The 25693-nt window shown below is 63.9% G+C and carries 25 protein-coding genes; 20 read left to right on the top strand and 5 right to left on the bottom strand.

Annotated features, from left to right (window positions below; translation table 11 throughout):
- Window positions 1–13 precede the first annotated feature (13 nt).
- Window positions 14–1165 (top strand): S1C family serine protease, encoded by a 1152-nt coding sequence (locus tag AC07ZH_RS13420; protein ID WP_119108308.1) that lies wholly within the window; start codon window positions 14–16, stop codon window positions 1163–1165.
- Window positions 1166–1254: 89 nt separating this feature from the next.
- On the opposite strand, the gene rplI is transcribed toward AC07ZH_RS13420, so the two are convergent.
- The 4 genes from rplI to rpsF are packed head-to-tail and all read right to left on the bottom strand — an operon-like array spanning window position 1255 to window position 2763.
- On the bottom strand, window positions 1255–1707 hold the full coding sequence (gene rplI, locus AC07ZH_RS13415; protein WP_119108309.1) for a 50S ribosomal protein L9: 453 nt from the start codon (window positions 1705–1707) through the stop codon (window positions 1255–1257).
- A 12-nt stretch (window positions 1708–1719) separates the two neighbouring features.
- Window positions 1720–2001 (bottom strand): 30S ribosomal protein S18, encoded by a 282-nt coding sequence (gene rpsR, locus AC07ZH_RS13410; RefSeq protein WP_119108310.1) that lies wholly within the window; start codon window positions 1999–2001, stop codon window positions 1720–1722.
- An 18-nt stretch (window positions 2002–2019) separates the two neighbouring features.
- A complete protein-coding gene (gene priB / locus AC07ZH_RS13405; RefSeq protein WP_119108311.1) occupies window positions 2020–2310 on the bottom strand; it encodes a primosomal replication protein N in 291 nt (96 codons plus the stop codon).
- A 27-nt stretch (window positions 2311–2337) separates the two neighbouring features.
- A complete protein-coding gene (gene rpsF / locus AC07ZH_RS13400; protein ID WP_119108312.1) occupies window positions 2338–2763 on the bottom strand; it encodes a 30S ribosomal protein S6 in 426 nt (141 codons plus the stop codon).
- Window positions 2764–2971: 208 nt separating this feature from the next.
- Here rpsF and grpE point away from each other — a divergent pair, with 208 nt between their 5' ends.
- From grpE to accD, 16 genes are all read left to right on the top strand, one after another.
- Window positions 2972–3526 carry a nucleotide exchange factor GrpE gene (gene grpE / locus AC07ZH_RS13395; protein ID WP_119108313.1) on the top strand — a complete coding sequence of 185 codons (555 nt, stop codon included), beginning with the start codon at window positions 2972–2974 and terminating at the stop codon, window positions 3524–3526.
- A 90-nt stretch (window positions 3527–3616) separates the two neighbouring features.
- The gene (gene dnaK, locus AC07ZH_RS13390; protein WP_495200162.1) at window positions 3617–5563 is read left to right on the top strand and encodes a molecular chaperone DnaK; all 1947 of its coding nucleotides are present in this window, start codon (window positions 3617–3619) and stop codon (window positions 5561–5563) included.
- A 106-nt stretch (window positions 5564–5669) separates the two neighbouring features.
- Window positions 5670–6812 carry a molecular chaperone DnaJ gene (dnaJ, locus tag AC07ZH_RS13385; protein WP_119108315.1) on the top strand — a complete coding sequence of 381 codons (1143 nt, stop codon included), beginning with the start codon at window positions 5670–5672 and terminating at the stop codon, window positions 6810–6812.
- 39 nt (window positions 6813–6851) lie between these two features.
- Window positions 6852–8216 (top strand): MBL fold metallo-hydrolase, encoded by a 1365-nt coding sequence (locus AC07ZH_RS13380; RefSeq protein WP_495200161.1) that lies wholly within the window; start codon window positions 6852–6854, stop codon window positions 8214–8216.
- A gap of 115 nt (window positions 8217–8331) precedes the next feature.
- Window positions 8332–9273 (top strand): LysR substrate-binding domain-containing protein, encoded by a 942-nt coding sequence (locus AC07ZH_RS13375; protein ID WP_495200160.1) that lies wholly within the window; start codon window positions 8332–8334, stop codon window positions 9271–9273.
- A gap of 33 nt (window positions 9274–9306) precedes the next feature.
- Entirely contained in the window at window positions 9307–10758 is a 1452-nt protein-coding gene (gene leuC, locus AC07ZH_RS13370; protein ID WP_495200159.1) for a 3-isopropylmalate dehydratase large subunit, read from the top strand.
- Between the two features lie 48 nt (window positions 10759–10806).
- The gene (locus AC07ZH_RS13365) at window positions 10807–10932 is read left to right on the top strand and encodes an entericidin A/B family lipoprotein (protein WP_119108319.1); all 126 of its coding nucleotides are present in this window, start codon (window positions 10807–10809) and stop codon (window positions 10930–10932) included.
- A gap of 11 nt (window positions 10933–10943) precedes the next feature.
- Window positions 10944–11594, top strand: a complete 651-nt coding sequence (gene leuD, locus AC07ZH_RS13360) for a 3-isopropylmalate dehydratase small subunit (protein WP_495200158.1) — start codon at window positions 10944–10946, stop codon at window positions 11592–11594.
- Window positions 11595–11670: 76 nt separating this feature from the next.
- The gene (gene leuB / locus AC07ZH_RS13355; RefSeq protein ID WP_495200210.1) at window positions 11671–12741 is read left to right on the top strand and encodes a 3-isopropylmalate dehydrogenase; all 1071 of its coding nucleotides are present in this window, start codon (window positions 11671–11673) and stop codon (window positions 12739–12741) included.
- Between the two features lie 262 nt (window positions 12742–13003).
- Window positions 13004–14134 (top strand): aspartate-semialdehyde dehydrogenase, encoded by a 1131-nt coding sequence (gene asd / locus AC07ZH_RS13350; protein WP_495200157.1) that lies wholly within the window; start codon window positions 13004–13006, stop codon window positions 14132–14134.
- 241 nt (window positions 14135–14375) lie between these two features.
- The gene (locus tag AC07ZH_RS13345) at window positions 14376–17027 is read left to right on the top strand and encodes a motility hub landmark protein FimV (RefSeq protein ID WP_495200156.1); all 2652 of its coding nucleotides are present in this window, start codon (window positions 14376–14378) and stop codon (window positions 17025–17027) included.
- Between the two features lie 14 nt (window positions 17028–17041).
- Window positions 17042–17875, top strand: coding sequence for a tRNA pseudouridine(38-40) synthase TruA (gene truA / locus AC07ZH_RS13340; protein ID WP_495200155.1), 834 nt, complete (start codon window positions 17042–17044; stop codon window positions 17873–17875).
- Window positions 17872–18609, top strand: a complete 738-nt coding sequence (locus AC07ZH_RS13335) for a phosphoribosylanthranilate isomerase (RefSeq protein WP_495200154.1) — start codon at window positions 17872–17874, stop codon at window positions 18607–18609. Before truA ends, AC07ZH_RS13335 begins: the two co-directional genes overlap by 4 nt.
- Complete coding sequence (gene trpB / locus AC07ZH_RS13330; protein ID WP_495200153.1) at window positions 18602–19873, top strand: tryptophan synthase subunit beta; 1272 nt, start codon at window positions 18602–18604, stop codon at window positions 19871–19873. Before AC07ZH_RS13335 ends, trpB begins: the two co-directional genes overlap by 8 nt.
- On the top strand, window positions 19870–20685 hold the full coding sequence (gene trpA / locus AC07ZH_RS13325) for a tryptophan synthase subunit alpha (RefSeq protein WP_495200152.1): 816 nt from the start codon (window positions 19870–19872) through the stop codon (window positions 20683–20685). Before trpB ends, trpA begins: the two co-directional genes overlap by 4 nt.
- A 173-nt stretch (window positions 20686–20858) precedes the next feature.
- On the top strand, window positions 20859–21731 hold the full coding sequence (gene accD, locus AC07ZH_RS13320; RefSeq protein ID WP_119108326.1) for an acetyl-CoA carboxylase, carboxyltransferase subunit beta: 873 nt from the start codon (window positions 20859–20861) through the stop codon (window positions 21729–21731).
- Window positions 21732–21844: 113 nt separating this feature from the next.
- Here the strand turns inward: accD and AC07ZH_RS13315 are convergent, their stop codons facing one another.
- The gene (locus tag AC07ZH_RS13315; protein WP_119108327.1) at window positions 21845–22393 is read right to left on the bottom strand and encodes a YggT family protein; all 549 of its coding nucleotides are present in this window, start codon (window positions 22391–22393) and stop codon (window positions 21845–21847) included.
- A gap of 45 nt (window positions 22394–22438) precedes the next feature.
- On the opposite strand from AC07ZH_RS13315, the gene AC07ZH_RS13310 reads away from it, so the two are divergent.
- The 3 genes from AC07ZH_RS13310 to AC07ZH_RS13300 all read left to right on the top strand — a co-directional run bounded on the left by AC07ZH_RS13310 (window position 22439) and on the right by AC07ZH_RS13300 (window position 25405).
- Entirely contained in the window at window positions 22439–23077 is a 639-nt protein-coding gene (locus AC07ZH_RS13310) for an LON peptidase substrate-binding domain-containing protein (RefSeq protein WP_495200151.1), read from the top strand.
- A gap of 121 nt (window positions 23078–23198) precedes the next feature.
- A complete protein-coding gene (gene lysS / locus AC07ZH_RS13305; RefSeq protein WP_495200150.1) occupies window positions 23199–24740 on the top strand; it encodes a lysine--tRNA ligase in 1542 nt (513 codons plus the stop codon).
- Between the two features lie 23 nt (window positions 24741–24763).
- Window positions 24764–25405 (top strand): mechanosensitive ion channel family protein, encoded by a 642-nt coding sequence (locus AC07ZH_RS13300; protein WP_495200149.1) that lies wholly within the window; start codon window positions 24764–24766, stop codon window positions 25403–25405.
- Window positions 25406–25693 lie beyond the last annotated feature (288 nt).

Below are 25693 nucleotides of genomic sequence, written 5' to 3'. Positions count from 1 at the left end.
CTGCCTTTCCTTCATGAAACGCCTTTGGCTGCTTTTCTCACAAACCATTACGGTCCTGCTTGCTGCATGGTTTGTGGTCGCCACCCTGCAGCCAGGGTGGCTGCACGGCGTGTCCTTCCCAGGGCGGACGAGTATTTCGCTCGTTGAGGCGCCTACAAGTACCACAACGGCGCCCATGCCCGGCAGCTTTGCCGCAGCCGCCCGCAAAGCCGCGCCCGCGGTGGTCAGCATCAACACCAGCAAGGCGCCGGTACGCGACCCGCGCAGCGACGACCCATGGTTCCAGTTCTTCTTTGGCAACCAAGGCAGTCAGCCGCAGGCTGGCCTGGGCAGCGGTGTCATCGTCAGCCCGGAGGGGTACATCCTGACCAACAACCATGTGGTCGAAGGGGCCGACGAGATCGACGTCACCCTGAGCGACAGCCGCAAGGCACGCGCACGCGTCATCGGCACCGATCCAGACACCGATCTGGCCATCCTGAAGATTGAGCTCGATAAGCTGCCGGTCATCGTGCTCGGCAACTCGGATGCCGCCCAGGTCGGTGATCGGGTGCTCGCCATCGGCAACCCGTTTGGCGTGGGACAGACCGTCACCAGTGGCATCGTCAGCGCGCTGGGGCGCAGCCAGCTGGGCATCAACACCTTCGAGAACTTCATCCAGACAGACGCCGCCATCAACCCCGGCAATTCCGGTGGTGCACTGGTCGATGCCAATGGCAACCTGCTAGGCATCAACACGGCGATCTACTCGCGCTCGGGCGGCAGCCTGGGGATTGGCTTTGCTATCCCGGTGTCCACCGCCAAGATGGTGCTCGCCAACATCACAGCCCACGGACAGGTGACGCGCGGCTGGATCGGCGTCGAGCCAGGCGAGCTCTCGCCTGAAATGGCGGAAACCTTCGGCGTCAAGGCCCCTTCGGGCGTGATCATCACCGGGGTATTGCAGAATGCGCCGGCAGCGCGTGCCGGGCTGCGACCCGGCGATGTCATCACCGAAGTCGCAGGCAAACCCGTCACGAGCGTGGCCGGACTGTTGAGTGCGGTCGCAGCCCTCAAGCCTGGCGAAATGGCCAGCCTGCGCGTGCAGCGGGGCGAGCACATGCTCGACCTCGAAGTCGAGCCTGGGGTACGCCCGCGCCCCCCGCGCGCTCCCGCAACCCGGTAGCCACCAGCCCCTTCACCTTCCGCCGTCCATTCAGAAAAAGAAAAAACCGCCCGAAGGCGGTTTTTTCTGAGAGACGAAAAACCGGCTTATCAGGCGGTTTCGCCGTAGACCGAGACCGTCACTTCGACGGCCACATCGTGGTGCAAGTTCACGCTCACGGTGCTGTCGCCGATGGTCTTGATAGGGCCGCTGGGCATACGCACTTGCGACTTGAGCACCTTGAAGCCTTGCTTGTTCAGCTCTTCGGCGATATCACCGTTGGTGACCGAACCAAACAGACGACCGTCCACGCCGGCTTTTTGCGTCAGCTTGACGATTTTGCCTTCAAGCTTGGCGCCTTCGGCTTGCGAGGCGGCGAACTTTTCAGCCGCGGCCTTTTCCAGTTCGGCGCGCTTGGCTTCGAACTCGGCCTTGGCGGTAGCCGTGGCACGGCGGGCTCGGCCCGAAGGAATCAGAAAATTGCGGGCGTAGCCGTCTTTGACCTTGACGAGATCGCCCAGGTTGCCAAGGTTCACAACCTTGTCGAGCAGGATGATTTGCATGACGGGTGCTCCTTAGATCTTGTGCTGGTCGCTGTAAGGCACCAGGGCCAGGAAGCGCGCGCGCTTGATGGCGGTGTTGAGCTGGCGCTGGAAGATCGCTCGCGTGCCAGTAAGGCGCGCGGGGATGATCTTGCCGTTTTCAGCGATGAAGTCGCGCAGCGTGTCCACATCCTTGTAGTCGATTTCTTCGACGCCAGTGACGGTGAAACGGCAGAAGCGCTTGCGCTTGAACAGCAGCGACTGGGTATTGCGCTTGGGGCGCTTGTCTTTGTTGAATTTCTTGAATGCGGCCATTTTCGGACCTCTTAAAAATTAATCGGGTTGAATATCCTGAACGTGCAGCACAGCATGCTTGCCATTGCGAGGCGTGGCCAGAAAGCCGTTGAAGCGCCAGAGGCTGCCTATGGGCTGCTTGGCCAATCGCTCGGCCATCGCACCAAAAGCCACCGCTTTCATCGCTGCCTTGACATCTCGATTCTGTCCTGCCTCTTGCTGCTGCGAGCTGTGCTCAAGCCGCAATTCGATGGCGGGAAGACCGGCGGGCGTGAATCGCAAAGGCTGGGCCTCGGCGATGCAGGCGGTCAAGGCGACGTGGTTCTCCACTGCCCGGGCCAAGCGCTGTGCGTAGCGTTATGCGCGCTCGGTACGCTCGCTGCGCTCACCACGGTCAGGGCGCTCGCCGCGCTCACTGGAGGCAGCGTATTCGGCCTGGCTGGCCTTGCGGGCTTCCTCGCGCTCGACGGTCTTCATCATCGACGAAGGGCCGGTATCGGCCTTCTTCTTCAGCACGGTGAGGTGGCGCAGCACGGCGTCGTTGAACTTGAAGGCATGCTCCAGTTCAGCCATGACAGCCTGATCGGCTTCAATGTTGATGCACAAGTAGTGCGCCTTGGCGAGCTTGTTGATCAGGTACGCCAGTTGGCGGCGGCCCCAGTCTTCCACGCGGTGCACCTGGCCACCGCCGGCGGTGATCATGCCCTTGTAGCGCTCGAGCATGGCAGGAACCTGCTCGCTTTGATCCGGATGGATCAACAAAATGATTTCGTAATGACGCATGCATACTCCTTGTGGTTGAAAGCCACCCGCTGCGTCCGTAGCAGTGTGGCAAGGCAAAGCCGGCAATTATAGTACGCAGCCGACACCTGCTGCTGGAACACGCCACCACATACCGCGTCATGCAAAATCCTTGAATTAGGCCCCGTCGCCCCCACGTGCGCCGGCATACCTACCTTTCATCCGCTCCTTCGCATTTGAGACGACCGACATGCAAGACAACAACCACAATCCCGCCACGCCGTCCCCGAACCTCCCCCCCGAAGAGCTTGAAGCCGCGATGGCAGCCAACGCCAACGACGAACTGCAGCGCCTGCAGACCGAACTGGCCGAGTTGAAGGCGAAAAGCGCAGATCTGGCGGACCAGTTCCTGCGCGCCAAGGCGGAAGCCGAAAATGCCCGCCGCCGCGCCGAAGAGGAAATTTCCAAGGCACGCAAATTCGGCATCGAGAACTTTGCCGAAGGCCTGCTGCCTGTGGCCGACAGCCTGGACGCCGCGCTCGCTATTCAAAACGCCACCGCGGCGCAGTTGCGCGAAGGCTCTGAAGCCACCTTGCGCCAACTGCACTCGGCGCTGGAGCGCAACCGGGTGCTGGCGATCACGCCTCCGGCGGGCGAAAAGTTCGATCCTCATCGCCACCAAGCCATCAGCATGGTGCCTGCCAACCAGGAACCCAACACCATCGTTTCAGTGCTGCAAAAAGGCTACCTGATTGCCGATCGGGTGCTGCGCCCCGCTCTGGTAACGGTCACTGCGCCCAAATAAGCACAAAAGTGCGCCTGCCCGCTTGAAGCCGGCGACGCAGGCCACAAATAGCAGCCATTCACACCAATTAACTGCCTCGCGGAGAAAAAAATGGGAAAAATCATCGGTATTGACCTCGGCACGACCAACAGCTGCGTTTCCATCATGGAGGGGAACACCACCCGCGTGATCGAAAACAGCGAAGGCGCGCGCACTACGCCTTCCATCGTCGCTTATCTGGAAAACGGTGAAGTGCTGGTGGGCGCGTCGGCCAAACGCCAGGCCGTGACCAACCCCAAGAACACGCTCTACGCCGTCAAACGCCTGATCGGACGCAAGTTCACCGAAAAAGAAGTGCAAAAGGACATCGATCTGATGCCCTACTCCATCGTGGCGGCCGACAACGGCGACGCCTGGGTGGAAGTGCACGGCAAGAAACTCTCGGCACAACAGATCAGCGCAGACATTCTGCGCAAGATGAAGAAGACCGCGGAAGACTTTCTCGGCGAACCCGTGACCGACGCCGTCATCACCGTGCCAGCCTACTTCAACGATGCCCAGCGCCAGGCCACCAAGGACGCCGGCCGCATTGCAGGCTTGGACGTCAAGCGCATCATCAACGAACCCACGGCTGCGGCACTGGCCTTTGGCCTCGACAAGCAGTCCAAGGGCGATCGCAAAATCGCGGTGTACGACTTGGGCGGCGGCACATTCGACGTATCCATCATTGAAATTGCCGATGTCGATGGCGAGAAGCAGTTTGAAGTGCTCTCCACCAACGGCGACACCTTCCTGGGTGGCGAAGACTTCGACCAGCGCATCATCGACTACATCATTTCCGAGTTCAAAAAGGACCAGGGCGTGGATCTGTCGAAGGACGTACTAGCCCTGCAGCGCCTGAAGGAAGCCGCTGAAAAGGCCAAGATCGAACTGTCCAACTCGGCTGCGACCGATATCAACCTGCCCTACGTGACGGCAGACGCCTCGGGGCCCAAGCACCTGAATATCAAGCTCACCCGCGCCAAGCTCGAAAGTCTGGTGGACGAGTTGATCGAACGCACCATCGCCCCTTGCCGCACCGCCATCAAGGACGCAGGCATCGGCGTGTCCGACATCAACGACGTCATTCTGGTCGGTGGCATGACCCGCATGCCCAAGGTGCAGGAGAAGGTCAAGGAATTCTTCGGCAAGGAACCCCGCAAGGACGTGAACCCCGACGAAGCCGTGGCCGTGGGCGCGGCGATCCAGGGCCAGGTGCTGTCGGGCGACCGCAAGGACGTGCTGTTGCTGGACGTGACGCCCCTGTCGCTGGGCATTGAAACCCTGGGTGGTGTGATGACCAAGATGATCAGCAAGAACACCACGATTCCGACGAAGTTCGCACAAACCTTCTCCACCGCCGACGACAACCAGCCAGCCGTGACCATCAAGGTGTTCCAGGGCGAGCGTGAGATTGCCGCGGGCAACAAGCTGCTGGGTGAATTCAACCTCGAAGGCATTCCACCAGCATCGCGTGGCACGCCGCAGATCGAAGTGTCGTTCGACATCGATGCCAACGGCATCCTGCACGTAGGCGCCAAGGACAAGGGCACGGGCAAGGAAAATAAGATCACCATCAAGGCCAATTCGGGTCTCTCCGAAGCCGAAATCCAGCAAATGGTCAAGGACGCCGAGGTGAACGCGGCAGACGACAAGAAGAAACTCGAACTGGTGCAGGCCCGCAACCAGGGCGAGGCGGCCGTGCACAGCGTGAACAAGAGCTTGGCCGAGCATGGTGACAAGCTTGATGCTGGCGAAAAAGACGCCATCACTGCGGCAGTCAAGGCCCTGGAAGAAGCCCTCAAGACCGAAGACAAGGCGGATATCGAGACGAAAACCACGGCCCTGATGACCGCCAGCCAGAAGCTGGGCGAGAAGATGTACGCCAATGAGCAGGCGGCCCAGGCAGCGCAGGGCGCTGGTGGCCCGGACGCTTCGGCCCAGCAAAGTGCAGGTTCTGCAGCCGCGGACGACGACAACGTGGTGGATGCCGAAGTCAAGGAAGTGAAGAAGGGCTAAGCCCAGGCGCTGCGCGCCAGGGCGCAGCCGCCCCGACCAAGCCGCCGTGCTGGGAGCCCCAAAGGCTTTCGCGCGGCGTTCCTGTTCCAACCGGGCTGACAACTCCATGTCGAAAAGAGATTTTTACGAAGTCCTTGGCGTTCCCAAGAACGCCTCCGAGGATGAGATCAAGAAGGCCTATCGCAAGCTGGCGATGAAGCACCACCCCGACCGCAACCAGGGCGATACGGGCAAGGCAGCAGAAGACCGTTTCAAGGAGGCCAAAGAGGCCTACGAAATGCTGTCGGATTCGCAGAAGCGCGCGGCCTACGACCAGTACGGACACGCGGGCGTTGACCCCAACATGCGCGGCCCCGGTGGTCCGGGCGCTGAGGGCTTTGGCGGGTTTGCCGAAGCCTTTGGCGATATCTTTGGTGACATGTTCAACCAGGGCGGGCGCGGGCGCGGCCAGGGCGGGCGCCAGGTCTACCGTGGCAGCGACCTGAGCTACGCCATGGAAGTCACGCTGGAAGAAGCCGCACGTGGCAAAGACGCCCAGATCCGCATCCCTTCGTGGGAAGCCTGCGAGACCTGCCACGGAAACGGTGCCAAGCCTGGCACCAGCGCCAAAACCTGCGGCACCTGCAGTGGCTCCGGCACCGTGCAGATGCGCCAGGGGTTCTTCAGCGTGCAGCAGACCTGCCCGCACTGCCGCGGCACGGGCAAGATCATCCCCGAGCCCTGCCCCAGTTGCCAGGGCCAGGGCCGCGTGAAGAAGCAGAAGACGCTGGAAGTGAAGATTCCGGCCGGCATCGACGACGGCATGCGCATTCGCTCCACCGGCAACGGCGAGCCCGGCACCAATGGCGGGCCGCCCGGCGACCTGTACATCGAAATCCGCATGAAGAAGCACGACATCTTCGAGCGCGACGGCGACGATCTGCACTGCCAGGTGCCGGTGAGCTTCATCACCGCGGCGCTGGGCGGCGAAATCGACGTGCCCACCCTCGACGGCAAAGCGGCCATCGACATCCCCGAGGGCACCCAGGCCGGCAAGCAGTTCCGCCTGCGCGGCAAGGGCGTCAAGGGCGTGCGCGCCAGCTACCCCGGCGACCTGTACTGCCACATTGCGGTCGAGACCCCGGTCAAGCTGACCGAGCACCAGCGCAAGCTCTTGCGGGAGCTCGAAGAATCGCTGAAAAAGGGCGGCGCCCGCCACTCGCCTAGCGGCGAGAGTTGGACCGACAAGCTCAAGAGCTTCTTCAGTTAAGTTGGCTACCATGGGGCTCCAGAACGCATCGGAGCACCCATGGCCCCCAGCATCACGTTTCTCGGTGCCGCCAGCACCGTTACCGGATCCAAATACCTCGTTCGCCACGATGGGCGCTGTGTCCTGGTGGATTGCGGTCTGTTCCAGGGCTACAAACAGCTGCGGTTGCGCAACTGGCAGCCTCTGAGCGTCGACCCGGCGCACATCGACGCGGTGCTGCTGACCCATGCGCACCTGGACCACAGCGGCTACCTGCCGCTGCTGGCGCGTGATGGCTTTCACGGCGCGGTCCATGCCACTGCCGCTACCCGCGATCTCTGCGGCATTCTGCTGCCCGACAGCGGCCATTTACAGGAAGAAGACGCGGCGTATCTCAACCGCCACGGCCTGAGCAAGCACTCGCCTGCGCTGCCGCTGTACACGCGGCTTGATGCGCAGCACTGCCTGCGCCAGTTCCACACCCACGCACTGCACCGCAGCTTCGAGCCGGTGCCAGGCTGGCGCGCCACGTTCAGTTCCGCCGGTCACATCCTGGGCGCCGCCAGCATCCTGCTGGAAGTCGGCGGCCATCGCATTCTCTTTTCCGGCGATCTGGGCCGGGACGACGATCTCGTGATGGCGCCACCCGAGGCCCCGCCGCAAGCCGACACGGTACTCATCGAATCGACCTATGGCGACCGCCAGCACCCTCCGGTGAACATGGTGGACGAGCTGGGCGCAGCGCTGGCGCCCGTCGCGAAGCGTGGGGGTGTGGCCGTGGTGCCGGTGTTTGCTGTGGGCCGCGCGCAGTCGGTGCTGCACGCCATCAACCTGCTCAAAGAGCGCGGCTTACTGCCCCGGCAGTTACCGGTGTTTCTTGACAGCCCCATGGCCGTCAACACCACGGCCTTGTTTGCCCATCACCCGCAGGAGCACCGCCTCAGCACGGATGAAGTGCATGCGCTGTCGCACAGCGCGACCATGGTGCAGACCACCGAAGACTCCAAGGCGCTGGCCAAGCGCCACGGGCCGATGGTGATTCTGTCGGCCAGCGGCATGGCCACGGGCGGGCGCGTGCTGCACCATCTCGCGCTGTATGCGGGCGACCACCGCAACCTGATCGTGCTCACCGGCCACCAGGCCCCCGGAACCCGCGGCGCCCGCCTCGCGGCCGGCGAGAAAAGCATTCGCATCCATGGCCAGGAGGTGGCTATCCGCGCCCAGGTGGTACAGATCACCTCAGCTTCCGCCCATGCCGATGGCGATCAGACCCTGGCCTGGCTGCGCCGCCTGGACCACGCCCCGAGCCAGGTGTTCGTGGTGCATGGTGAGATGGCCGCTGCCGACCGCTTGCGCGAACGCATCGCCCACGAACTGCGCTGGCCAGCGCTGGTGCCCGAGCAAGGCGCCGTTCATTCGCTGTAGGTGCGGTTCGGCCCGCGCGTATTTGAATTCCTTAGACATCGCGTTTTGCGATGTCTAAGGAATATTTATTCGAAGAAAATACAAAGACTTCGTTTTTCAAGTGGTCTTTGCGTCCATGTCCCGCTCCGAGCGCAACTTTGCGCGCCGTATCGACCTGACCTCGCTGCAGCTTTTTGTTGCGGTATGCGAGCTGGGCAGCATCGGGCGGGCGGCGGAGCGCGAGTTCTTGGCGGCCTCGGCCGTCAGCAAAAGGCTGGCGGACCTGGAAGCCGCCGTGGAAACCCCCCTGCTCTACCGCCACAGCCGCGGCGTGCGGCCGACCCCCGCCGGCGAGAGCCTGCTGCACCATGCACGCACTGTCCTGTTCGGCCTGGAACGCATGCAGGGCGAACTGGGCGAATACGCGGGCGGGGTGCGCGGCCACGTGCGCGTGCATGCCAATATTTCCGCCATCGTGGGTTTTTTGCCGGAAGACCTGGGCGGCTTTGCACGCGCCCATCCCCACATCAAGATCGACCTGCAGGAACACCTGAGCAGCGCCGTGCAGCATGCCGTCAGCGAGGGTGCGGCCGATCTGGGAATCTGTCATCTGGGCCCGAGCAGCACAGCCGCCGACTTGCAAACCCGACCGTACCGCAGCGACCGGCTCGTCTTGGCCGTGCCAACAGGGCACCCATTGGCGGCGCGGGACGGCGTGCAGTTCAGCGAAATCCTCGACCACGACATCGTCGGCCTGCACGCCAACAGCAGCATCAGCCTGGCGATGCGCACAGCGGCCGCCGCCGCGGGCCGCACGCTGCGCCAGCGCATCCAGGTGACAGGCGTGGACGCCATGTGCCGCATGATCGACAACGGCCTGGGCATCGGCCTGCTGCCCGATCGCGCCTTTGCCCTGCTGCGCGGCGTGGGCCAGCTCCGGGCCGTGCCCCTGCTGGAGCCCTGGGCCGAGCGCGCCCTCACGCTGGTGGCGCGCGACTTTGGCGCCCTGCCGGTCACGGCCCACTTGCTCGCGCAGCACCTGGCCCCAGCTGCTGCGGACGAGTGCGACAAAACCTAAAATTCATCTCCCCACCTGAAAGAAGAGCACCCCATGGGACGCACCCTGTACGACAAGATCTGGGACGAGCACGTCGTCCACACCGAAGAAGACGGCACGTCCATCCTCTACATCGACCGCCATCTGGTGCACGAAGTCACCAGCCCCCAGGCGTTCGAGGGCCTGCGCCAGGCCGGGCGCAAGGTCTGGCGCATGAGCTCCATAGTTGCCACGGCTGACCACAACACCCCTACCACCGGCTGGGAGCAGGGCTACGACGGCATCACCGACCCGATCAGCAAGGAGCAGATCACCACGCTGAACGACAACATGGCGCAGATCAGCCCGGCGGCGTTCTTCCCGTTCATGCACCAGCGCCAGGGCATCGTGCACGTCATCGGCCCGGAAAACGGCGCCACGCTGCCCGGCATGACCGTCGTCTGCGGCGATTCGCACACCTCCACCCATGGCGCCTTTGGCGCATTGGCCCACGGAATCGGCACCAGCGAGGTCGAGCACGTGATGGCCACGCAAACCCTGCTGGCCAAGAAGGCCAAGAACCTGTTGGTGCAGGTCAACGGCCAGGTGGCGCCCGGCATCACCGCCAAGGACATCGTGCTGGCCATCATCGGCAAGATTGGCACTGCGGGCGGCACGGGCTACACGATTGAGTTTTCCGGCCCAGCCATTCGCGCGCTCAGCATGGAAGGCCGCATGACGGTCTGCAACATGGCCATCGAAGCCGGTGCCCGCGCCGGCTTGGTGGCGGTGGACGAAAAAACCATCGACTACCTGCGCGGCAAGCCCCTGGCGCCAGGCTACGACGCAAGAACCGGGCGCTTTGTCGGCGGCGCCGAATGGGACCAGGCCGTGGCCTATTGGCGCACCCTGCATTCCGACCCGGATGCTGCGTTCGACGCAGTGGTTACCCTGAACGCGGCAGACATCGTTCCGCAAGTCACCTGGGGCACCTCGCCCGAAATGGTGCTGGGCGTGGACGGCCACGTGCCCGACCCCGACAAGGAAAAGGACGCCAGCAAGCGCGGCGCGATCGAGCGGGCACTTACCTACATGGGCCTGCAGCCCGGCAAGGCCATGGACGACATCACCATCGACAAGGTGTTCATCGGCTCGTGCACCAACAGCCGCATCGAGGACATCCGCGAAGCTGCTGCCGTGGTGAAGAAGCTCGGCCGCAAGGTGGCGGGCAACGTGAAACTCGCCATGGTGGTGCCGGGCTCGGGCCTCGTGAAGCAGCAAGCCGAGCGCGAGGGGCTGGACGCCATCTTCAAGGCCGCCGGCTTTGAATGGCGCGAACCCGGCTGCTCCATGTGCCTGGCGATGAACGCCGACCGCCTGGAGCCGGGCGAACGCTGTGCATCCACCTCCAACCGCAACTTCGAAGGCCGCCAGGGCGCAGGCGGGCGCACGCACCTGGTCAGCCCTGCCATGGCCGCCGCAGCTGCCGTGCACGGCCATTTCGTGGATATTCGCAAGTTCGCCTAAGCTGCTTGTCGTTTTGTCCGACTGCGCTATTGCCTAAGGAGCATCACCATGAAAACCACCGCCACCCTCCTCACGCTCGCCCTGGCCTTCTTTCTTGCCGGCTGCAACACGGTCAAGGGCATGGGCCAGGACATTGGCCGAGCCGGCAGCGCCATCGAGCGCGCCGCCAAATAAGAAAGCCCAGCATGCAGAAATTCAACACCCACAAGGGCCTCGTCGCCCCCATGGACCGCGAAAACGTCGACACCGACGCCATCATTCCCAAGCAGTTCCTCAAATCCATCAAGAAGACGGGTTTTGGCGTCAACCTGTTTGACGAATGGCGCTACCTTGACCACGGCGAGCCCGGCCAGGACCCGGCCAGCCGCAAGCCCAACCCCGATTTCGTGCTGAACCACCCGCGCTACCAAGGCGCCTCCATCCTGCTGGCGCGCAAGAACTTTGGCTGCGGATCAAGCCGCGAGCACGCGCCCTGGGCGCTGGACCAATACGGCTTTCGCTGCGTGATCGCGCCCAGCTATGCCGACATCTTTTACAACAACTGCTTCAAGAACGGCCTGCTGCCGATTCAGTTGCCAGAAGCCACGGTGGCCCAGTTGTTCGACGAGGTGCTGGCCTTCCCCGGCTACCAGCTCACCATCGACCTGGAGCGCCAAGTGATCGTGCGCCCGCAGGGACAAGAAATTGCGTTTGAAGTGCAGGCCTTTCGCAAGTACTGCCTGCTGGGCGGCCTGGACGACATCGGCCTGACGCTGCGCCAGTCGGACAAGATCAAGGCGTTTGAAGCCGAGCGCCTGGCCACCAAGCCCTGGCTGGCGCATTCGATGGCGTCCTGAAAATTTACACACAAAATAGGCCTACAGCGCTTATCCATCAAGCGCTTACAGCTATCAAAATAAGAGTATTCTCATGATGAAAATCGCGGTGTTGCCGGGTGACGGCATTGGCACAGAAATCGTCGCCGAGGCCATCAAGGTCCTGGATGCGCTGGGCCTCCCCTTCGAGATGGAATCGGCCCTGGTGGGCGGCGCTGCCTACGAGGCGCACGGCCACCCTCTGCCCGAGTCCACCCTGAAGCTCGCCAAGGAGTCCGACGCCATCCTGTTTGGCGCCGTGGGCGACTGGAAATACGACAAACTCGACCGCCCCCTGCGCCCCGAGCAAGCCATTTTGGGCCTGCGCAAGCACCTGGGCCTGTTTGCCAATTTCCGCCCTGCCATCTGCTATGAGCAGTTGGTGGGGGCGTCGAGCCTCAAGCCCGAGCTGATTGCAGGCCTCGACATCCTCATCATCCGCGAGCTGACCGGCGACATCTACTTCGGCCAGCCGCGCGGCCGCCGCACCGCCGTGGACGGCCACTTCCCCGGTGCCGAAGAAGCCTTCGACACCATGCGCTACAGCCGCCCCGAGATCGAACACATCGCCCACATCGCCTTCCAGGCGGCGCGCAAGCGCAGCAAACGCGTGACCAGCGTGGACAAAGCCAACGTCTTGGAGACTTTCCAGTTCTGGAAAGACGTGATGACCGAAGTCGGCCAGCAATACCCCGACGTGGAGCTGCAGCACATGTACGTGGACAACGCGGCCATGCAACTCGTCAAGGCGCCCAAGGCGTTTGACGTGATCGTCACCGGCAATATGTTTGGCGACATCCTCTCGGACGAAGCCTCCATGCTCACCGGCTCGATTGGCATGCTCCCTTCGGCATCGCTGAATGCCAAAAACCAGGGCCTATACGAACCGAGCCACGGCAGCGCACCGGATATCGCCGGCAAAGGTGTGGCCAACCCGCTGGCCACCATCCTCAGCGCCGCGATGATGCTGCGCTTCAGCCTGAACCAGGAAGCCGCCGCCCAGCGCATTGAGGCCGCCGTGCAAAGCGTGCTGGCCCAAGGCCTGCGCACGCCGGATATCTACAGCGCAGGCACCACCAAGGTGGGCACAGCGCAGATGGGGGATGCGGTGGTGACGGCACTGGGCTAACCGGCTCCAAAACCCGGCGGGTCGTCTGCCGGGTGAAATTCACCATCCAGTACAATTCAGCCCCATGCTCGCCGCTTGCCCGTTCGCATTGAACCCCACATCCGCCACCCTGGCCGATGTAGCAACGCGCGCAAGCACCACCAAAACCACGACCATTAAGGGCTGATCCAGCTCCGGTTCGTCGTGCGCCCTCCCTGGCCAGACGAGCCGGGGCAAAACAGTCTGGTCTGCACTGTTTTTTTAACTTGATAGGGGCGTTGAAATGAGCAAGTTGGTAGGACTCGTCGGCTGGCGCGGCATGGTCGGCTCGGTATTGATGGACCGCATGGCCGAAGAAAAAGACTTCGACCTGATCGAGCCGCTGTTTTTCTCCACGTCGAATGCCGGCGGCAAGGCCCCCGCACAGGCCAAGAACGAAGCCACGCTACAAGACGCTTTCAACATCGACGCCCTCAAGCGCTGCGACATCATCATCACGGCCCAAGGGGGCGACTACACGAACGAGGTCTACCCCAAGCTGCGCGCTGCAGGCTGGGCTGGCCACTGGATTGACGCCGCATCCGCCCTGCGCATGGAGAAGAACGCCGTCATCGTGCTGGACCCGGTGAACATGCCCGTGATCAAGAACGCCTTGGCGCGGGGAGGCAAAGACTGGATCGGCGGCAACTGCACGGTCAGTTGCATGCTGATGGGAGTGGGCGCGCTCTACAAGGCAGGGCTCGTGGAGTGGATGAGCACGCAGACCTACCAGGCGGCCTCGGGCGGCGGCGCCCAGCACATGCGCGAGCTGCTGACGCAGTACGGCACACTGAACGCCGAGGTCAAGGCACTGCTGGACGACCCCAAGAGCGCCATTCTGGAGATCGACCGCAAGGTCATCGCCAAGCAACGCGCGCTCACCAGCGCCGAAACGGCCAACTTCGGCGTACCCCTGGGGGGTTCGCTGATTCCCTGGATCGACAAAGACCTCGGCGACGGCATGTCCAAGGAAGAATGGAAGGGCATGGCCGAGACGAACAAGATTCTGGGCATGGGCGAGGGCTTCGACTCCGCTGCGATTCCCGTCGATGGCTTCTGCGTGCGCGTCGGCGCCATGCGCTGCCACAGCCAGGCACTGACCTTCAAGCTGAAGAAAGACATCCCCGTGGCCGATATTGAAGCCATGATCGCTGCCGACAACGAATGGGTGCAGGTGGTGCCCAACACCCGCGAAGCCACCATCAAGGCTCTCACGCCTGTGGCCGTCACCGGCACGATGCAGATTCCCGTGGGCCGCATCCGCAAGCTGGCCATGGGGCCGGAATACGTTGGAGCATTCACCGTCGGCGACCAGCTTTTGTGGGGTGCGGCCGAGCCGCTGCGGCGTATGCTGCGCATCCTGCTGGATGCCTGAACGGGTACAAAGCACGGTCAGGGCACGCGGCGCTCGTTGTGGCGAGACAACAGCCCCGCGTGCTGGGAACCCTTCGGCTTGCCTGCCAGAAGCTTCCCCATTGCCTTAGCTTGTCACTGCAAAACATTGCTGCTATGGTGCTTTTACCTATTTTCTATGCCGGAGCGGATTGGGCATTCAGACCATGAAAAACGATATCCCGTTCGGCAACGTCCCCCACTCCTATCCGCTAATGGCAACCATGCACCGTTGGAAATACTCTGCGCTGGCGGCTGCCGCGCTCGCGTCCGTGGCTTTGTATGCGCCCGACGCACTCGCACTTGCCTTGGGGCCCGTCACGGTGCAATCGGCACTGGGCGAGCCCCTGCGTGCAGAAATCGCCTTGCCGAGCATCACGCCGGCAGAAGCCGATTCGCTGAAAGTCACTACGGCAGCACCCGAAACCTTCCGTGCCCAGGGCATGGAATATTCAAGTGCTGCGGGACAGGTGCATATGGCGCTGCAGCGCAGGCCGGATGGCAGCAGTGTGCTGCGCCTGAGCAGCAACACGCCTGTCAACGACCCTTTCGTGGACCTGATCATTGATGCCACTTGGGCGACCGGCCGCATCACGCGCAGCTACACCATGCTGTTTGATCCACCGGCCATGCGTCGGCCCGCACCCAGCGTGACGGCGGCTCCCCAGGTGCGTGCACTGGCTCCAGCCGCACCCTCCGCGCAAGCCTCGGCAGTGCCCACGCGCCCGGCAGCGCCGCCGCGTTCGGCTGCGCCTGCCACAGCCGAATCGTCAGGCAATGTCACCGTGAAGGCAGGCGACACCGCCGGCCGTATTGCCAGTGCCCACCGTCCGCACGATGTGTCGCTTGACCAGATGCTGGTGGCCATGCTGCGCGCCAATCCCGAAGCGTTCATTGGCGGCAACGTCAACCGACTCAAGGCCGGCGTGGTGCTGGATCTGCCAAGCGCGAGCCAGGCAGCAGCCACTCCAGCAGCCGAGGCGCGCCAGACCATCGCAGCGCAAAGCCGTGATTTCAACGCTTTCCGCCACAAGCTGGCCGCTGCAGCACCCACTGCCGAAACCACCAGTGCCGGGCGCAGCGAAAGCGGGCGCGTGCAAACGCAGGTGCAGGAGCAAAAGACGACAAGCACCTCACCCGACAAACTCACCCTCTCCAAGGGCGCCGTCAAAGGCACCAAGGCCACGCCGGAAGCACTGGCGACGCGCAAGCAGGCCAGTGAAACGTCCGCACGGGTGGAAGAGCTGTCCAAGAACATCAGCGATCTCAACAAGCTGGCGAGTGCTTCCGGTTCTGCCGCTGGCGCAGTGCCCAGCGCACCTGCCGCGTCCACAGCAACGGGAGCAGGCCCAGCCGTGACAAGCACGGCTGCGGTTCCCCCAGCCGTACCAGCCGCCACCCCGGCAAGCGCATCTGGTCCGGCCATCGCAGCATCGGCCCCCGCTCCGCAGGCGACAGCGCCTGCCGCCACCGCTAGCGCTAGCGCTAGCGCTGAAGCCTCCCCACCCGCTGCGGCCAGCACGATCGCCGCCAGCGAAATGGTGCCTGCTTCGGCACCTGCCGCCCCTGCGCCGGCAGCGTCGAAGGCCGCCGCTGTGCCTCCTGCTCCAGCGCCTGCAGAAGAACCTGGTTTCATCGCGGGTTTACTGGAGCAGCCCCTGATTCCCGCAGGCGCGCTGACACTGCTGCTGTTGCTTGGCTACGGTGGCTACCGCATCGCCCAGCGCCGTCGCAACCAATCAGGCGTCGACAGCTCGTTCCTCGAAAGTCGCTTGCAGCCCGACTCCTTCTTCGGCGCCAGTGGCGGCCAGCGCGTCGATACAGCAGGCACCGATTCCACCGGCTCCTCCATGGCATATTCGCCCAGCCAGCTGGACGCGGGCGGCGACGTGGATCCAGTGGCAGAAGCCGATGTCTACCTCGCCTACGGCCGTGACCTGCAAGCCGAAGAAATCCTCAAGGAGGCGATCCGGCACAACCCGGAGCGGGTGTCCGTCCACGCCAAGCTGGCCGAAATCTACGCCAAGCGACAAGACCGCAAATCGCTGGAAGCCGTGGCCAAGGATATTTTTGGCATTACCAACGGAGAAGGTGCCGACTGGAACCGCGTTACGGAACTTGGCCGCGACCTGGATCCAGAAAACAGCTTCTACCACCCAGGTGGACAGCAAACCCCTGCCCCTGAGTTGACCCCTCCGAGCCACTTTGTCAGCACCTTTGGCCCCTCCGAAGGACCCCCATCGCTGCCCGCTGATCTGGACCTGGACCTGGACCTTGATCTGCCCGACGATGCACTGACAGAGGCACCCGCACCGGCGCCAGCAGTGGCCGGCAGCTTCGCCGCCGCAGCGGCGGCAGCAGCTGTGGCAAGTGCGACCGCACGCACTCCGCTGGATACGGCTGCTGCACCTGCACAGGAAGAGCCGGCCTGGTCCCCGCCCACTGGTTCTGGCACCTTGGCCTGGGAGGCGCCCGAGAAAGTGGAGCCAGCGCCCGAAGCCGCTGCACCAGAGCAAGAGCAAGATCTGCATGATTTCCCACTCGATCTACCTGCCATGGACACCCAGCCGCAAGCACTGGCGCCAGCCGAGGCACCGTTCATTCCTTCGGATTCCGGTTTGATGGATTTCGACCTGGATCACTTGTCGCTGGACCTGAACACCAAGGCTGAAGCAAAGGCAGAGGCAGTGGAAGCAACGCACGAAGCCTCAGTAGCCCAAGAAGAAGACCCCTTGGCCACCAAGCTGGCGCTTGCCCATGAGTTCGATGCCATCGGCGACAACGACGGTGCACGCACCCTGATTGAGGAAGTCATCGCCGAGTCCAGCGGTGAACTCAAGGCCCGCGCGCAACGCATGTTGAGCGAGTTGAGCTGAGCGGGCTCGCGGTATTGGGCTCCCGGATCGCCTTGGGCCTGAGCTACGCTGGCCAGCATTACAGCGGCTGGCAAAGCCAGTCCTCGGGCAACACCATCCAGGACCACCTGGAGGCCGCGCTGGCGCGCTTTGCCGGCGAGGGCAATGCCCGCATCACCACCCTGTGTGCAGGCCGCACCGACGCCGGCGTGCACGGCCTGATGCAGGTGGTGCATTTCGATGCGCCGGTGCAGCGTCCAGTCGCTGCCTGGGTGCGCGGCACGAACACTTTTCTCCCCTCCAACATCGCCGTGCAATGGGCGCGCGCCGTGCCTGACGGCTTTCACGCCCGCGCCAGCGCCACGGCACGTCGCTATGCCTACGTGCTGCTGCAGTCGCCGGTACGCCCCAGTGTCGAGGCCGGCCGGGTCGGCTGGGTATTCCGCCCGCTGGATGGTGCGGCCATGGTTGCTGCAGCGCGCCTGCTGGAAGGCGAGCACGATTTCAGCTCTTTTCGCGCCGCTGCCTGCCAGGCGCTCTCTCCCGTCAAGACCCTGGCGCCCATCCGCATCACCCGCAGCAGCATGCCAGTGGGAAGTGCCGGGAGCGACAGCGCAAGCTGCTACTGGCGCTTCGAATTCGAAGCCAACGCTTTTTTGCACCACATGATCCGCAACATCATGGGCTGCCTGATTGCTGTTGGCCAGGGCAGCCAGCCCCCTGAATGGATGGCACAGGTGCTGCAGGCGCGCTCGCGCAAGGTGGCGGCGCCGACCTTTTCGCCCGACGGGCTGTATTTTCTGGGGCCGGTGTACGCACCATCGTGGGGCCTGCCCGCACGAACCGCTGCGTATGATTGGCTGCCATGAAAGCACCGCTTGCCCCCACACCCACCCCGGCCCGCACGCGCATCAAGATCTGCGGACTGACGCGCGAAGAGGACGTGGACGTGGCTGTCGCCGCCGGAGCCGACGCCATCGGTTTTGTGATGTATGCACCGAGCCCGCGTTCCGTGACGCCAGCGCGTGCCGCAGAGCTGGCGGCGCGCCTGCCGCCGTTTGTCACACCTGTGCTGTTGTTCGTCAATGAAAGTACTACCAATGTGATAGCTGCAAGCGCTTATGTAGCAGGCGCTGCGCTTCAGTTTCATGGAGACGAAACGCCGGAAGACTGCTGGGCTGCCAGCGGCCAAGGCGCCCGGGCCTTCCTGCGCGCCGCACGCATTCCCCTGGGCGAAGGCGGGGCACGCTTCCCCCTCGTAGAATATGCTCAGCAATTCTCCCGCGCCCAAGCCATCTTGCTCGACGCCCATGTCGAAGCGTACGGCGGTGGCGGCAAGGCATTCAATTGGTCACTTCTTCCTCCAAGCGTAAACGCTCACCTCGTCTTAAGTGGTGGACTCTCGCCTGCAAACGTGGGCGATGGGATCTTGGCGCTCCGGCCGCGCTGCACCACGCTCGCGGTTGACGTCAGCTCCGGCGTCGAATGCGATGCCCCTGGGGGAGGAACCCACAAGGGCATCAAGGACGCCGACAAGATCCAACGTTTCGTCGCCGCCGTGCGTGCGGCCGACGAGCACCTTGCCAGGAACACCCATGTTTGATTACCAGCAGCCCGACGCGTCGGGCCATTTCGGCAGCTACGGCGGCAGCTTCGCCAGCGAGACGCTCACCTTTGCCCTGAAAGAGCTCAGGGAAGCCTATGCGCGCTACCAGCATGACCCGGACTTTCTGGCCGAATTCGCCTACGAACTCAACCACTTCGTCGGCCGGCCCTCGCCCGTGTACCACGCAGCGCGCACCAGCCAGGAGCTGGGCGGCGCGCAGATCTACCTCAAGCGCGAAGACCTCAACCACACCGGCGCGCACAAGATCAACAACGTCATCGGCCAGGCCATGCTCGCCAAGCGCATGGGCAAGCCGCGCATCATTGCCGAGACCGGCGCCGGCCAGCACGGCGTGGCCACGGCCACCATCTGCGCCCGCTATGGACTCGAATGCGTGGTCTACATGGGCAGCGAAGACGTCAAGCGCCAAAGCCCCAACGTCTACCGCATGAAGCTGTTGGGCGCCACCGTGGTGCCGGTGGATTCGGGCAGCAGGACTCTGAAAGACGCCTTGAATGAAGCCATGCGCGACTGGGTGGCGAATGTGGACAACACCTTCTACATCATTGGCACCGTGGCCGGCCCGCACCCCTACCCCATGATGGTGCGCGACTTCCAGAGCGTCATCGGCACCGAGTGCCTGACGCAGATGCCAGCCATGCTGGCCGAGCAAAAAATCGCCGCCGAGCAGCCCGACGTGGTGGTTGCCTGCGTGGGCGGTGGCAGCAATGCCATGGGCATCTTCTACCCCTATATCCCGTTTGAAAAAACGCGCCTGATTGGCGTCGAAGCAGCCGGCGAAGGCCTGGACAGTGGCAAGCATTCGGCTAGCCTGCAGCGCGGCTCCAGCGGTGTGCTGCACGGCAACCGCACCTTCATCCTGCAGGACGAAAACGGCCAGATCACCGAGACACACAGCATCAGCGCAGGGCTCGACTACCCCGGCGTGGGCCCCGAGCACGCCTGGCTGCAGGAGATCGGCCGCGCCGAATACGTGGGTATCACCGATACCGAGGCGCTCGCCGCCTTCCACCACCTGTGCCGCACCGAAGGCATCATCCCGGCGCTGGAATCAAGCCACGCCTTCGCCTACGCCATGAAGCTGGCCAAGGAGATGCGGCCGGACCAGTCCATCCTGGTCAATCTCTCGGGCCGGGGCGACAAGGACATCGGCACCGTGGCCGACCTGTCGGGCGAAGACTTCTACGACCGGCCGTCCATGCGCGGCCTGACGGTCAAGGGCGCGGGAGGAAAACCATGAACCCAGGACGCATTGCCACCACGTTTGAGCAGCTTGCCGCACGCGGCCGCAAGGCGCTCATTCCCTATGTCACGGCCGGCTTCCCCTTTGCCGACATCACCCCCGCGCTGATGCACGGCATGGTCAGCGCCGGCGCCGACGTGATTGAGCTGGGCGTGCCGTTCTCCGACCCCATGGCCGATGGCCCGGTGATCCAGAAGGCGGGCGAGAAGGCCCTGGCGCTGGGCGTCGGCCTCAAGCAAGTGCTCGGCTACGTGCGCGAGTTCCGCGAAGAGAACCAGAGCACGCCAGTGGTGCTGATGGGCTACGCCAACCCTGTGGAGCGCTACAACCAGATCCATGGCGCTGGCGCCTTTGTGCGCGACGCGGCGGCGGCTGGCGTCGATGGCGTGCTCATCGTTGATTACCCGCCAGAGGAATGCGAAGCCTTTGCCACGGCACTGCGCGCGCAGGGCATGGACCTGATCTTCCTGCTGGCCCCTACCTCTACCTCCGAGCGCATGGCCCAGGTAGCGCGGGTGGCCAGCGGCTACGTGTACTACGTGTCGCTCAAGGGCGTCACCGGCTCGGGCACGCTCGACACCGCGGCTGTCGAAGCCATGCTGCCGCGCATCCGCAAGCACGTCAGCATTCCGGTAGGCGTCGGCTTCGGCATCCGCGATGCCGCCACCGCCCAGGCGATCGGCAAAGTGGCCGATGCCGTGGTGATTGGCAGCCGCATCATCCAGTTGCTCGACGGCCAGCCCCATGAAAAAGTGGTGCCCGTGGCGGTCGATTTTCTGCGCGGAATCCGCAAGGCGCTCGACGCATAATAAGAACCAACCCCCTGAGCGGCTGCGCCGCTTCCCCCTTCTCTTGCAGCGCGGCGCGCTGCGGAAGGGGGACGCCGCCAGCGCGGCGGGGCGGCCCTTGCGCGGCGGCCCTGGCTTGGGCAGCGCGGGTGGCACGGCAGCGCGCAAACGGCAAATTGATTGAAAGGAACCCCATGTCCTGGCTAGAAAAACTCCTCCCCGCCAAGATCCAGCAAACCGACCCCAATGTGCGCCGGCAAATGCCCGAAGGCCTGTGGATCAAGTGCCCGAGCTGCGAAACCGTGCTCTACAAGGCCGACCTGGAGCAGAACCAGAATGTCTGCCCACAGTGCGGCCACCACCACCGCATTGGCGCCCGCGTCCGTCTTGACGCCTTTCTTGACCCGGAAGGCCGCTACGAGATCGGCCAAGAGGTCATTCCCGTCGATGCGCTCAAGTTCAAGGACAGCCGCAAATACCCCGAGCGCCTGAAAGAAGCGCTGGAGAACACCGGCGAGACCGACGCACTCATCGTCATGGGCGGCGCGGTCAAAAGCATCAACGTTGTCGTCGCCTGCTTCGAGTTCGATTTCATGGGTGGCTCCATGGGCAGCGTGGTCGGCGAACGCTTCGTGCGCGGGGTGGAAACCGCCATCGAGCAGAAAGTGCCCTTCATCTGCTTTACTGCCACGGGCGGCGCACGCATGCAGGAGGGCCTGCTCTCGCTCATGCAGATGGCCAAGACCAACGCAGCGCTGACCCGGCTTGCGAAGAAAAAACTGCCCTATATCAGCGTGCTGACCGACCCCACCATGGGCGGCGTGAGCGCAGGCTTTGCCTTTCTGGGCGACATCGTGATCGCCGAGCCCAAGGCGCTGATCGGCTTTGCCGGCCCCCGCGTGATCGAATCCACCGTGCGCGTCACCCTCCCCGAAGGCTTCCAGCGCGCCGAGTTCCTGATGCAAAAAGGTGCCGTGGACCTCATCAGCGACCGGCGCGAGTTGCGCAACACCATCGCCCAAAGTCTGGCCGTTCTGCAGCGCCTGCCGGCGGACGCGGTAGCCTGAGGCAGCAACGCCACCCCTAAAAAGACCGCCATCCTTGGCGGTTTTCTTGCTACTCTATTAATAGCTATAAGCGCTTTACACATAAGCGCTGCGGGCCATTTCAACCAATATTTTTAGCGCCACAAGGATATCTGCAGGTTGCCCAGCACCATGAGCAGCACCTGCAGCAGCACGATCAGCACCAGCGGCGAGAGATCCACTCCGCCCAGCGGCGGCAGCAAACGGCGCACCGGGCGCAGGATGGGCTCGGCCAGGCGGTCGATCACGTTGGCGATTGGCGAGCGCGCCTGCACCCAGGACATCACGGCGTGGACGATGACCAGCCCCATCACCGCGCTCACCGCCACGCGCAGCAGCCCAAACAGCGCCAGCCACGGCAGCCAGGCCCAGCCGGCCCCGGCACCAAGGATGATCCACAGAACCAGGTACTGCACCAATTGCACCAGCAAAGCCGCCAGCAGGCTGGCCCAGTCGATACCGCGCACGGCAGGAACAGCGCGGCGCAGCGGCAGTACCAGCCAGTCGGTCAGTGCAAACACCAATCGCCCTACCGGGTTGCCAAAGGGCACACGCTGCCACTGCATGTACAGGCGCAGCAGACAGGCGCCGGTCAGCAGGCCACCGGCCACATCAAGCAAAAACGAGACAATCTGGTAGAGCATGTGGTTCGGTCGGTAAATCTCTGACGTACGATGATAGCCACCCCGATGAACGCACCGCTCTCGCTCACCTCACTGCCCCTGTTTCCGCTGGAAGCCGTGCTCTACCCTGGCGGCACGCTGGCGCTGCGCATCTTCGAGGTGCGCTACCTCACCATGGTGCGCAAGTGCCACGAGGCCGGGGCGCCGTTCGGCGTAGTGTGCCTGCAAAGCGGCACCGAGGTGCGCCGCGCAGGCGCCAGCCCCGAGCAACTGTGCCATGTAGGCACCCTGGCGCACATCGAAAGCCTGGAGTCTCCCCAGCCGGGTCTGCTGCTGGCACGGTGTCTCGGCAGTGCACGCTTTCGCATTCAGCGCCACTCCCTGCTGCCGCACGGCCTGTGGGTGGCCGACGTGGAGCAGATCCCCGACGACCTGCCTATTCCCGTGCCGGAGCACCTGGCCGCCACCGCAACCGCCCTGGCCCCGGTGCTCGCCGCCCTGCGCGAGCGCCACGGCCCTGGTGCTGTCAGCGTGCCGACGCCCAAGCGGTTGCACGACAGCGGTTGGGTCGCCAACCGCTGGTGCGAACTGCTGCCCATGCCCTTGTCGCTCAAGCAGCAAATGATGGAGCTGGACAACCCCTTGCTGCGCCTGGAGCTGGTGAGCGATATGCTGGATCGCACAGGAATCGCTCCCGACGCTTGAGCGTATTCGGGTCGTGCGCACAGCCTTCGCCCCGGCGCGCTCCAGCAAATCTAAAATACGCGGTTCGGCGCATGCGCCCCGCCCCTTGCAGCCAGCCTGCTCCACCTTCTGTGCTTTGTCCATGTCTGACCAAAACTCTGCCCCTACCGCTCCTGACGAGAACCAGCTGATCGCCGAGCGGCGCGAGAAACTGCACGCACTGCGCGAAGCCCAGGCCCAAGGTGCCGGCGTGGCCTTCCCCAACGATTTCAAGCCCTTGCACCACGCGGCCGATCTGCACGCGCTGCATGGCGACAGCAACGCCGAACAGCTCACGGCAGCACCCGTAACGGTCAGCGTGGCCGGCCGCATGATGCTCAAGCGCGTCATGGGCAAAGCGAGTTTTGCCACCATTCAGGACGGGTCGCTGGGCAGCCACGGCGGGCGCATCCAGTTGTATGTCACGCGCGACGCGCTGGGCGAAGACCTGTACGCCGCCTTCAAGCACTGGGATTTGGGCGACATCATCGGTGCCGAAGGCACTCTGTTCAAAACGCGTACCGGCGAACTGTCGATTCAGGTCACCCAGCTGCGCCTGCTGACCAAGAGCCTGCGGCCCATGCCCGACAAGTTCCACGGCATTGCCGACCAGGAAGTGAAATACCGCCAGCGCTATGTCGATCTGATGACCGACGAGGCCGCGCGCCAGCGCTTTGTCGCGCGCAGCAAAGCCGTCAGCGGTATTCGCGACTTCATGGTGCAGCACGATTTCCTGGAAGTCGAAACGCCCATGCTGCACCCGATTCCGGGCGGCGCCAACGCCCGGCCGTTCGTCACGCACCACAACGCGCTTGAGCAGGAGATGTACCTGCGCATCGCGCCCGAGCTGTTCTTGAAGCGCCTGCTGGTCGGCGGCTTCGAGCGCGTGTTCGAGATCAACCGCAACTTCCGCAACGAAGGCATTTCGGTGCGCCACAACCCCGAGTTCACCATGATGGAGTTCTACGCGGCGTACTGGAACTACCAGGACCTGATGGGCTTTACCGAGGCACTGGTGCGCGATGCCGCGCAGAAGGCCGTGGGCACGCTGCAGTTGTCCTACCAAGGCCGGGCGGTCGACCTGGCCCAACCGTTCGCGCGCCTGACCATTCGCGAAGCCATCTTCCAGTACACCGAGGCCGGCGCGCATGTGGACGACACTGCCTGGCTCATCAGCGCGCTGAAAAAATTGGGCATGAACGAGGAAAAGAACCGACTCTCGGCGCGCAGCCTGGCCAGCCTGCAGGTGCTGTACTTCGAGGAAACCGTGGAAGACCAGCTCTGGCAGCCCACCTTCATCATGGAGCACCCGACCGAAATCAGCCCGCTGGCGCGCGCCAACGACCAGCGACCCGAAGTCACCGAGCGTTTCGAGCTCTACATCACCGGGCGCGAATTCGGCAACGGCTTTTCCGAACTGAACGACGCCGAGGACCAAGCCGCGCGCTTTCACGCGCAGGTGGCCGCCAAGGACAGCGGCGACGACGAAGCCATGTACTTCGACCACGACTTCGTGCGCGCGCTCGAATACGGCATGCCCCCGGCTGGCGGCTGCGGCATCGGCATCGACCGGCTGATGATGCTGCTGACCGACAGCCCCAGCATTCGCGACGTGATCCTGTTCCCCGCCCTGCGGCGCGAGTGAGCGGGCCGCTACCGACGACCGGCATGGCGTCGCACCTGCAGCAGTTCAAATCCCGCCTGCCCGACTGGGTGCAGGACTGGCTGGACTTCATCGTCCCCAGCCTGCAGATCCTGCTGATCCTGCTGGCCGCCTGGGTGCTGCAGTACCTGCTGCGCCGGCTGGTGCGCCGCGCCAGCGCCCGCTACCAACTGCCCAGCAAGTTGCTGGCGCCCCTGACCGGGCTGATCCGCTGGCTCATCATGGGCAGCGCGCTGCTGCTGGTGCTTGAGCGCCTGGGCGTCTCGGCCACCGTGCTGTGGACCGCCTTCACCGGCTTTGCCACCGTCGGCGCGGTGGCCTTCTTCGCGGCGTGGAGCGTGCTGTCCAACCTGTTCTGCGCGCTGCTCATCCTCACCGTGCGGCCGTTTCGCATCGGCGACCACATCGAGGTGCTCGACACCGCCGAAAAGCCCGGCGCCAAGGGCCAGGTGGTGGACATCAACCTGCTCTACACCACGCTGCTCGACCACGACGCCGTGCGGGGCCAGCCGTGCTGGCTGCAGATTCCCAATGCCCTGGTGTTCCAGCGCGTGGTGCGGCGCTGGCAGGGTGTGCCGCCAGTGGTGATGGTGCCTGCGGCGGAGTCAAAGGGGGAGCCGCCGGGGGTTGCCAGCGCGGGGCATTGATCGGCGGTCTGCGGAAGGACATACCAGGCGTGGCATTCCCCAGAAAAATCAGAGGCGCCGACCAAGCTGAGGGGCGCACCGCACGCGCGTTCCACCGGAACGCAGAGTCAAGCCCAGCCCAACGTTCGACGTAACCGGCGGGCAGAAGCCGCAGGCTGGAGCGTACCCAACAGCACAGCTGTTGGGCCGTCCGGTGACCGAGGGGTCAGGTGCTAGGGATGCTCTGCTTAAAGCGACTTTGAGTGTGCTGATGGCTCCCAGTTGAGCCAATTTGCAGAATGGGCGCGT

It is taken from the genome of Simplicispira sp. GW247-4R2A (assembly GCF_059424465.1).
Note: the sequence above shows the minus strand (reverse complement) of the source record. Positions and strands in the feature narration are given on the sequence as shown.

Coding starts and splice junctions, on each gene's coding strand:
- trpA (WP_495200152.1), top strand. CDS start 19,870: ATGAACCCAGGACGCATTGCCACCACGTTTGAGCAGCTTGCCGCACGC.
- rpsR (WP_119108310.1), bottom strand. CDS start 2,001: ATGGCCGCATTCAAGAAATTCAACAAAGACAAGCGCCCCAAGCGCAAT.
- AC07ZH_RS13300 (WP_495200149.1), top strand. CDS start 24,764: ATGGCGTCGCACCTGCAGCAGTTCAAATCCCGCCTGCCCGACTGGGTG.
- AC07ZH_RS13315 (WP_119108327.1), bottom strand. CDS start 22,393: ATGCTCTACCAGATTGTCTCGTTTTTGCTTGATGTGGCCGGTGGCCTG.
- dnaJ (WP_119108315.1), top strand. CDS start 5,670: ATGTCGAAAAGAGATTTTTACGAAGTCCTTGGCGTTCCCAAGAACGCC.
- AC07ZH_RS13335 (WP_495200154.1), top strand. CDS start 17,872: ATGAAAGCACCGCTTGCCCCCACACCCACCCCGGCCCGCACGCGCATC.
- AC07ZH_RS13345 (WP_495200156.1), top strand. CDS start 14,376: ATGCACCGTTGGAAATACTCTGCGCTGGCGGCTGCCGCGCTCGCGTCC.
- leuD (WP_495200158.1), top strand. CDS start 10,944: ATGCAGAAATTCAACACCCACAAGGGCCTCGTCGCCCCCATGGACCGC.
- AC07ZH_RS13420 (WP_119108308.1), top strand. CDS start 14: ATGAAACGCCTTTGGCTGCTTTTCTCACAAACCATTACGGTCCTGCTT.
- asd (WP_495200157.1), top strand. CDS start 13,004: ATGAGCAAGTTGGTAGGACTCGTCGGCTGGCGCGGCATGGTCGGCTCG.
- lysS (WP_495200150.1), top strand. CDS start 23,199: ATGTCTGACCAAAACTCTGCCCCTACCGCTCCTGACGAGAACCAGCTG.
- leuC (WP_495200159.1), top strand. CDS start 9,307: ATGGGACGCACCCTGTACGACAAGATCTGGGACGAGCACGTCGTCCAC.
- rplI (WP_119108309.1), bottom strand. CDS start 1,707: ATGCAAATCATCCTGCTCGACAAGGTTGTGAACCTTGGCAACCTGGGC.
- rpsF (WP_119108312.1), bottom strand. CDS start 2,763: ATGCGTCATTACGAAATCATTTTGTTGATCCATCCGGATCAAAGCGAG.
- AC07ZH_RS13375 (WP_495200160.1), top strand. CDS start 8,332: ATGTCCCGCTCCGAGCGCAACTTTGCGCGCCGTATCGACCTGACCTCG.
- dnaK (WP_495200162.1), top strand. CDS start 3,617: ATGGGAAAAATCATCGGTATTGACCTCGGCACGACCAACAGCTGCGTT.
- grpE (WP_119108313.1), top strand. CDS start 2,972: ATGCAAGACAACAACCACAATCCCGCCACGCCGTCCCCGAACCTCCCC.
- AC07ZH_RS13310 (WP_495200151.1), top strand. CDS start 22,439: ATGAACGCACCGCTCTCGCTCACCTCACTGCCCCTGTTTCCGCTGGAA.
- AC07ZH_RS13365 (WP_119108319.1), top strand. CDS start 10,807: ATGAAAACCACCGCCACCCTCCTCACGCTCGCCCTGGCCTTCTTTCTT.
- accD (WP_119108326.1), top strand. CDS start 20,859: ATGTCCTGGCTAGAAAAACTCCTCCCCGCCAAGATCCAGCAAACCGAC.
- AC07ZH_RS13380 (WP_495200161.1), top strand. CDS start 6,852: ATGGCCCCCAGCATCACGTTTCTCGGTGCCGCCAGCACCGTTACCGGA.
- leuB (WP_495200210.1), top strand. CDS start 11,671: ATGAAAATCGCGGTGTTGCCGGGTGACGGCATTGGCACAGAAATCGTC.
- trpB (WP_495200153.1), top strand. CDS start 18,602: ATGTTTGATTACCAGCAGCCCGACGCGTCGGGCCATTTCGGCAGCTAC.